General features: G+C 71.8%; 8 protein-coding genes. 3 read left to right on the top strand and 5 right to left on the bottom strand.

Annotated features, from left to right (window positions below; genetic code table 11):
* Positions 1 to 357 precede the first annotated feature (357 nt).
* Positions 358 to 1,923, bottom strand: a complete 1,566-nt coding sequence (locus ABZX11_RS30225) for an MFS transporter (RefSeq protein ID WP_354919221.1) — start codon at positions 1,921 to 1,923, stop codon at positions 358 to 360.
* A gap of 269 nt (positions 1,924 to 2,192) precedes the next feature.
* Complete coding sequence (locus tag ABZX11_RS30220) at positions 2,193 to 2,867, bottom strand: alpha/beta fold hydrolase (RefSeq protein ID WP_354919218.1); 675 nt, start codon at positions 2,865 to 2,867, stop codon at positions 2,193 to 2,195.
* Between the two features lie 92 nt (positions 2,868 to 2,959).
* Between ABZX11_RS30220 and ABZX11_RS30215 the strand changes: the two genes are divergently transcribed.
* Entirely contained in the window at positions 2,960 to 3,925 is a 966-nt protein-coding gene (locus tag ABZX11_RS30215; RefSeq protein ID WP_354919215.1) for a WYL domain-containing protein, read from the top strand.
* On the opposite strand, the gene ABZX11_RS30210 is transcribed toward ABZX11_RS30215, so the two are convergent.
* Entirely contained in the window at positions 3,922 to 4,599 is a 678-nt protein-coding gene (locus ABZX11_RS30210; protein WP_354919212.1) for a TetR/AcrR family transcriptional regulator C-terminal domain-containing protein, read from the bottom strand. The genes ABZX11_RS30215 and ABZX11_RS30210 overlap by 4 nt on opposite strands.
* A 126-nt stretch (positions 4,600 to 4,725) precedes the next feature.
* On the opposite strand from ABZX11_RS30210, the gene ABZX11_RS30205 reads away from it, so the two are divergent.
* The gene (locus tag ABZX11_RS30205; protein ID WP_354919209.1) at positions 4,726 to 5,865 is read left to right on the top strand and encodes an NAD(P)/FAD-dependent oxidoreductase; all 1,140 of its coding nucleotides are present in this window, start codon (positions 4,726 to 4,728) and stop codon (positions 5,863 to 5,865) included.
* A gap of 12 nt (positions 5,866 to 5,877) precedes the next feature.
* On the opposite strand, the gene ABZX11_RS30200 is transcribed toward ABZX11_RS30205, so the two are convergent.
* Positions 5,878 to 6,753 (bottom strand): alpha/beta hydrolase, encoded by an 876-nt coding sequence (locus ABZX11_RS30200; RefSeq protein WP_354919206.1) that lies wholly within the window; start codon positions 6,751 to 6,753, stop codon positions 5,878 to 5,880.
* Positions 6,754 to 6,810: 57 nt separating this feature from the next.
* On the opposite strand from ABZX11_RS30200, the gene ABZX11_RS30195 reads away from it, so the two are divergent.
* Positions 6,811 to 7,404, top strand: coding sequence for a helix-turn-helix domain-containing protein (locus tag ABZX11_RS30195; RefSeq protein ID WP_354919202.1), 594 nt, complete (start codon positions 6,811 to 6,813; stop codon positions 7,402 to 7,404).
* Between the two features lie 158 nt (positions 7,405 to 7,562).
* On the opposite strand, the gene ABZX11_RS30190 is transcribed toward ABZX11_RS30195, so the two are convergent.
* Positions 7,563 to 7,751 carry a hypothetical protein gene (locus ABZX11_RS30190; protein WP_354919200.1) on the bottom strand — a complete coding sequence of 63 codons (189 nt, stop codon included), beginning with the start codon at positions 7,749 to 7,751 and terminating at the stop codon, positions 7,563 to 7,565.
* Positions 7,752 to 7,855: the final 104 nt, after the last annotated feature.

Here is a 7,855-nt window from a genome sequence, read left to right as displayed (position 1 = left end):
GCAGACCCGGCTCATGGGGAGCCGGGCCTGCCCGCTTGCGCCCCGCAGCCCGGAGCACACCGCCGGCTGGGGGAGACCGGCTAAGGCTCGACGGTTCGGGGGCAAGTTTCAGGGGCGCCGGGGAGGGATTGCATCCGCGACGCGCGTGGCGTGTGGCCGGCTCGAATCGTTCGTCGGCCGGTGGGGAAGTCCGGGCGAGCCCGGCTCACGAAGAGCCGGGCTCGCCCGCTTGCACCCCGCATCCGGAAATGTGGCGCCGGTTGGGGGTTACCGGCGCCGCGGCTCGACGGTGCGGGGCACAAGTTCCGGCGGGGCCGGGACGCCACCCGCGAGTGGCGTCCCGGCGCTGGACCGCGATCAGCCCGCGGGGGAGGCCGCCTCGGCGCGGCTTTCGTCCTCGGCCGGTTCCACCCGCTTCCGGGACGGCCGCAGCGCGTACACCAGCACCGCCGTCGCGACCAGCGCGATCACCATGATCCACACCGCGCCGACGTGCATCGCGTGGATGAACGCGTGGTCCGCCGCTTCCGCGAGGTCCGGCCGGTCGAGCGTGCCCGCCACGTGCCGGGCCTGCTCCGCGGAAACCCGGACGCTGTCCTGCAGCCCCTTCGGGACGTCGGCCACCGAGGGCTCGATCGCGCTGCGGTAGGCGATCGACATGATCGTGCCGCCCACCGCGATGCCGATCACGCTGCCCGCCTGCCGTGCGGTGTTCGTCACCGCCGAGCCTGCGCCGGAACGCTCCAGCGGCAGGCTGCTGATCAGCGCCCCGGTCACCGGGGCCAGCACCATGCCGACGGCCAGCCCCTGCGCCAGCAGCAGGACCTCGATCCAGACAAGCGGGGTGTCCAGGTCGAAGAAGCCGACCGCGCCGAAGGTCAACGCGGCGACCGCGACCGACGGCACGGCGACGACGCGCAGGTTCCACCGGCGGACCAGCCGGGCGCCCAGCGGCGCGCCCACCACCGCACCGACCGCGGTCGGCACGTTGGCCAGCCCGGCCTTCATCGGCGAGAAGCCCAGCGCGCCCTGCATGTAGAACGCGTTGTAGAACGTCACCGCCGCCACCGAGAACAGCAGCAGCGCCATCGACGCGTTGCCGCCGCCGAACATCCGCTGCGCCAGCAGCCGCGGGTCGAAGCTCGGCTCCCGGGTCCGCAGCTCGACGAGCACGAAGACGGCGAGCAGGGCGAGCCCGAGGGCGATCGGCGCCCAGACGTCCCACCGGCCCCAGTCGTCCACCTGCCCGGCGCGGATCAGGCCGTAGGTCAGCGCCGCGAGCCCGCTGATCGACAGCAGGATCCCGGCCGGGTCCAGCGGGCGCACGGTGGGGCTGCGGAAATTGGGGACCAACAGGACGATCCCGGCCAGCGCCACCACGACGACGGGGACGTTGACGAGGAACACCGAACCCCACCAGAAATGGCTGAGCAGAAGCCCGGCCAGCACCGGTCCCGCGGCCATTCCGACCCCGGTCGACGTCGAGGAAATCGCGATGGCCGTGGCCCGTCCCGGTCCGGTGAAAGTCCACAACAGGATGGCGAAGTTGGCGGGCATGATGAGCGCGGCGCCGACACCCATCGCGGCCCGGGCGGCAATCAGCTGTTCGGCGCCACCCGCGTAGGCCGCCCAGACCGAGGCCGCGCCGAAGACCACCAGGCCGACGGCGAGCACGTTCCGGTGGCCGAAGCTGTCGCCCAGCGCGCCGGCGGTGAACATCAAGGTCGCGAAGACCAGCGTGTACGCCCCGGTGGCCCACTGCAGCTCGGCCGGGTTCGCGCCCAGCCCGCGGACCGGGTCGGCCAGGGTTTCCAGGGTGATGCTGAGAACGGTGTTGTCCAGCCAAATCAGCAGCGAACAAACCATGAGAACGGCAAGAATCAACTGCTGCCGGAACTTGGGCAGCGTTGGAGGCGCGGTCATGGACACCTTCGGATTTCGATCGACGGGAACTCGATCGACCATAAGCAAACGCGCGCAACGCTGTCAAGTTTCGTGATTATCGCCGATTATCTTGCGGTCGAACTGGTGATATGCCCGGGGATCGATTTGCTGTCGATGCAATTGTGTGCCCACTGGTGAATTTGTGCTCGAAAGCATTTTATGGCCCGGGGAGGGTTGCCGCCGGGTGACGGCCGTGCCCCCGGGGCGGCTCCGGCGAGCCCGAGCCGGTTACCGGCCGGGCCGAGCCACTACCCCAGCTTCGCCGCCGCCGCGAGCAGGTGGGCGAGTTCGGCCGGCTTCGTGTGCATCGGCCAATGCCCGGAATCGATGTCCACCAGATCGAGATTCTTCACCCGTGCCAGCTCGGGAAGGTCGCCGGCGTCGAGCCAGGCTTTGACCTCGGCCGGCGTGAATTCGGGGCACACCAGCGTGACCGGCACCTCGAAGCGCCGCTCGTCGGTCAGCCGGACGGTGCCGGTGGCCACCCCCGCCGGAACGGGGATCGCGGCAGCCGCGAAGGTGCGCTTGGCCTCCTCGTCCAGGTCCGCCGAGTCCGGCCCCTCGAACGGGGCCCAGCCCGGGAACGGCATGACGCCGTCCCGCAGCTCGAAGAAGTCGGCGTACGGCTTCCCGTCGACACCCGGGAAGCCCCCGACGAGGACCACTCTCGCGATCTTGCCCGGCCGGGCGTCCGCGGCCAGCCACGCCAGGGTGGCCGCGGCCGAGTGCCCGACCACCACGGGCTCGCCGGCGGCCGCGTCCACGGCGGCGAGCACGGCCGCCACCTGGTCGTCGAGGGTGGCGTCGGCCTGGCTGGGCAGGGTCAGCGGGACCGGGCGGTGGCCGAGCGACCGGAGCGTGTCCGCGACGCCGGTCCAGGCGGCGCCGTCGAGCCACAGGCCGGGGATGAGCAGGATGTCCATGAGCAGTTCCTCTCGTGCGGTCGGGTGCCACGCTAGAGGCAATTCCGGACAATCCGCTTCCGGTTCAGCGGACGATCGCCTAGCCTGCCCGGGTGCCGAGTGAGCTCAGCCCGACCGCCCGGGCCCTGCGCGCGCTGGAGATCCTCCAGGCGCGCCCCGGTACGACGGCCGAGCAGCTCGCCGTCCGGCTCGGCGTCACCGAACGCGCCGCCCGCCGCTACGTCGGGATCCTCCGCGAGGCGGGCATCGACGTCGAGTCCGCGCGGGGCCCGCACGGCGGCTACCGGCTGCGGCGCGGGACGAAGCTCCCGCCGATCGTGTTCACCCAGGGCGAGGCGCTGGGCCTGGTCATGGCGGTGCTCGACGGCCAGCCGGCCGCCACCGAAGCCGGCGACCCGGTCGGGGCGGCTCTCGGCAAGGTGATCCAGGCGCTGCCGGAGAACGTCGGCAAGCAGGCGGCGGCCCTGCGCGAGCACGCCACGGCCGCGCCCGACCGGACCTCGGCCCGCCCGGACCCGGCGACGACCAGCGTCCTCGTCGCCGCCGTCGCGGCCAGGCACCGGGTGCTGATCGCCTACCGGAGCGAGGCCGGCCGGGCCTGGGAGTCCGAAGTGGACCCGTGGGCGGTCGTGGTCCGCCACGGTCGCTGGTACCTGCTGTGCCACTCCCACCGGGCGGCCGCCACCCGCACGTACCGGGTGGACCGGATCCGCACGGTGAGCCGGACCGGACACGAGTTCGAGCCGCCCGAGGACCTCGACCCGGTCGCGGCACTCGAGGAGAACCTGGGCACGGGCTGGGAGTTCCCCACCCGCGTCGTGTTCGACGCCCCGCCGGCCGAGGTGGCCCCCTGGATCCGCCCGCCGATGGGCCGGCTGCACCCGGCGGGGGACGGGTGCGTTCTCATCGGCAGCACCGGAAACCCGGCGATGTACGCCCAGGAGTGGCTGGCGGCGGTGCCGTTCCCCTTCCACGTCGAGGGCGGACCGGAGCTGCGCGCCGCGGTCGCGGACGTGGCAGCACGCTTCGCCGCGGCGCTGCCGCCGCAAGACAGCTAGGACTGCGCGCGCGAGAGGATCCCGCGGACGAGGACGTCGATCGACCAGGCGAACCTCTCCTCGCCGGTGCCGGACACGATGTCCTTCCGTGCGGCGTGGACTCGCGGGTACTCCTCCGCCGGGGCGCGGTTGATCGCCTGGGCGACGGGGCCGTCCGGCGCTCCCGGGTCCGGGCCTTGGGCGTGTTCCGCCGCGATCGCGGTGGCGAACGCGGTCAGCAGGTCGATGGCCCACGCCGCGTTCGCCTGGTCCACACCGGCTTCGGCCAGCAATTCGAGCAGGGCTTCGGTGATGCGCAGCGCGTTCGGTCCGACAGCGGTGGTCCGGACGGCCATCAGGGCGACGGCCGGGCTGCTCATCAGGACTCCGGTGTAGGAGCGGAGAAGTTCCTCGAGCCGGTGGCGCCAGGAACCTTCGGCCGTGCCGACCTCGACCGCTTCCAGCGCGCGGTCCAGGACGAGCGCCTGCAGTTCGCTCAGGTCGGAGACGTGCGCGTAGAGCGAAGCCGGCCCCGTGTCGAGGGCCTTCGCGATCTTGCGGAGGCTCATGACCCCGTCGTCCGACGTGAGCTGACGCAGCGCCTCCTCGATGATCGCGTCGCGGCTCAGCAGCGGTTTCGCCGCGCGGCGACGGCTTTCGACCTCGGCGGCGCCGAAGGGATCACGGTGGAGCACCACCGGACGATAGCCCTCGCGAACCCTGTTCGTCAACTTGACGAACAGGGTTCGTTAAGCCTACTGTTCGCGGGGTGGCCGCCGGCCACGGAAACGCTTTCTCCATCGGGACAGGGGTGAATCGGCATGTCCACACGCATCGCCATCGTGGGCGCGGGCCTGAGCGGGCTTGTCTGCGCGCGCATTCTCCAGCGGAACGGAATTCCCGTCACCGTCTACGAAACGGACGCCACACCGGACGCCCGCCGGCAGGGCGGCTCGCTCGACATCCACGAGGACACCGGGCAGGTCGCGCTCGAGGAAGCCGGCCTGTACGAGGAGTTCCGCGCTCGTACGCACGTCGGTGGTGAAGACGTCCGCCTGCTCGACAAGACCGGACGCGTCCACATCGACCGGCGCGAACCGGCGGGTGGCAACGGCCGTCCGGAAATCGACCGGGCCGAACTGCGGCGGCTGCTCGTCGAGTCGCTGCAGCCGGGCACGATCGCCTGGGGCCGCAAGGTCGTCGCCGCACGGCCGGCCGAGACGGGACACACGCTGGAGTTCGCGGACGGCTCGGTCACCCGTGCCGATCTCGTCGTCGGCGCGGACGGCGCGTGGTCGAGGATCCGGCCGCTGCTGACCCCGGTCAAGCCGCACTACACGGGGATCACGGTGGTCGAACTGCGCCTGGCCGACGCGGCGGCCAAGCACCCCGAGGCACTCGCGCTCGCCGGTAGGGGAACCTTCTTCGCGTTGTCGGACCACAAGTACATCGGTGGCCACGGAGGTGACACGATCGCGTTCGGCTGCGGCTTGCGCGTGCCCGAGAACTGGGTCACCGACAGCGGGATCGACTGGCACGAACCGGAATCCGTCCGTGCGGGGCTGGTGCGCGAGTACGCCGGCTGGGCCCCGGCACTGACCGACCTGATCCGCGAGTGCGACGACGACGCCATCTGGCCCCGGCCCATCCACGCGCTCCCGACCGGCCTGCGCTGGGAGCGGGTCCCCGGCGTGACCCTGCTCGGCGACGCCGCGCACGTCATGTCGCCGTTCGCGGGCGAAGGCGCCAACATCGCCCTGATCGACGGCGCCGACCTGGCCCGCGAGCTCCTCGGCCGCGCCGACGTCGAAACCGCGCTGGCGCGTTACGAGGCCGGGATGTTCCCCCGTGCCGCCGAAGCCGCGGCGGCGTCGCAGAACGGCCTCGACATGATGTTCGTCGACGGCGGCCCGGTGCGGATGATCAGGTTCTTCGAGGAGGTGGGTGCCGGATCGGCGTAGGGCGTCGGACCCTCAGGAGCGCAAGCCGGTTCTGGTGAGGATGTCCGTGGCCACCCGCTCGGGTGTCTCGAGGTGCGGGCAGTGGCCGGCGTCCGCGTACTCGACGAGGTCGGCGTCCGGCTTGCGGCTGCGCAGTTCCCGCGCGACCCGCGGCCCGGAAACCGGATCGCGCATCCCCCACAGGAACGACAGGGGAACTTCAGTGCCGGTGAAAACCGGCTCGAAGCGGTCACGGTGAGCCGCGCGCTCGGGGATGTACCGCAGCAGCCGTGCGGTCAGGTCGGGGTCCGGGTCGCCCGCGCGCAGCGCGCGGTAGTGCAGCGCAGCCGTTCCGGGGTCCAACGGGTGCTCGGGGGAGAACACCCGGGACCACGACCGGACGAACTGCCGCTCGGTCAGGGAACGGGCGAGCAGGCGGCCGGCCACCGGCCACAGCGAGGCCCGCTGGATCAGGCGCGGCCGGTACTGGTCGGAGTACAGCCCCGCGTTCAGGAACACGCACCGGTCGATCCGGAACGGCAGCTCACGGGCGAGGAGCTCCGAAGCCACGATCGCGCCGTAGTCGTACGCGACCAAGGTGACCGCTTCGAAGCCGAGTGATGCGATCAGCGCTTGGGTCAGATCGGCTTGTTCGAAGACGCTGTAGCGGTGCTTTTTCGGCTTCTCGGACGCGCCGAAGCCGAGGAAGTCGAACGTCACGACGGTGTGCCGGCGCGCCACCAGCGGCTCCACCCCGGCCCACTCGAACGACGACGCCGGGAAGCCGTGCAGCAGCACGAGCGGGCTGCCGCTCCCGGTCACCCGGCGGAACACCGCGCGGGGCACACCCCGCACCGGCACGCTCGTCGTCTCGCCCTGCCCGTGCCATTCCGTGAGCTGGTCGGCCATGGCTTCACCCGCTAACCTAGTGATCGTTAGGTTAAGCATCAGACAGGAGCCGTCGGGATGTCAAGGGAGCCCAAGCGGCGGATGTCCGCGGAGAAGCGGCGCGCGGTGATCGTCGAGAACGCGACCGAGGTCTTCGCCGAACGCGGGTACGACGGTGCGCCGGTCGACGAGATCGCCCGGCGCTCGGGGATCTCGGCGCCGGTGCTCTACGACCACTTCCCGTCGAAGCTCGCCCTGTTCCAGGAGGTGCTCGCCGCCGAGTACGGCCGGCTGCGCGCCGCCTGGGAGGTCACCTTCGCCGCCCCGGAACCCCTGCGGGACCGGTTCGCCGCGTCGCTCGACGCCTGGTTCGCCCACGTCGAGCGGCGCCGCAGGTCGATCCCCGTGCTGTTCCAGGTCGCCACCGCCGACGAGGGGGCCCGCCAGGCGCAGGTCGACGCCACGCGCGCGAGCCGGGCCGCGCTGACCCCGTTCGTCACCGGGGCGCTGGCCACCGACGATCTCGACACCGAAATGCTGATCGAGATCATCGCCGCCTCCCTGCGCGCCCTCGCGCTCTGGTGGTACGACCACCCGGCGGTACCGCGCGTCAGGCTGGTGAACTCGGCGCTGGACGCCCTGTGGCCGGCCATCGAACAGCGAGCACCCTGAGAGTCACCACGGCGAAATCCCGTCGGCGTCCAGGAAACTGCCGGTGGTCCGCGACGAACTCGTGCGGCAGGAGCAGCAGATAGCTGCACGCCGACGGCGGTTGGACACGTATCTCGCCGACGGTTACGGGGCACGCCCGGCCCGCTGACTCCGGAAGCTCAGTACCCGGAAGGGTGATCGGAGAGCCAGCCGGCGTGGCGGCGTTTGAGGGCATCGCGCTCGCCGCCGGTGGACAGCAGGACGTCGGCGCCGCCGTCGTACGGGTGATGGACGCGGTCGAAGCCGAGGCTGGTGATCATCACGCCGACGGTGGCGCAGTCGGCCGCGGCGCGGAGCAGTTCCGGCAAGGCCGACCCGGCGAAACTGGCTGACCGCCGAGCGCGAACGCGATACGTGGATACGGCGTTCGAACCGGTCGCGAGGTCGCACGGCGCGCTCGGTCCAGCACCGC

The sequence above is a fragment of the Amycolatopsis sp. NPDC004169 genome (genome assembly GCF_040610315.1).
In the GTDB taxonomy this organism is placed as follows: Bacteria; Actinomycetota; Actinomycetes; order Mycobacteriales; family Pseudonocardiaceae; genus Amycolatopsis.
This window is presented reverse-complemented; position numbering and strand designations above follow the sequence as displayed.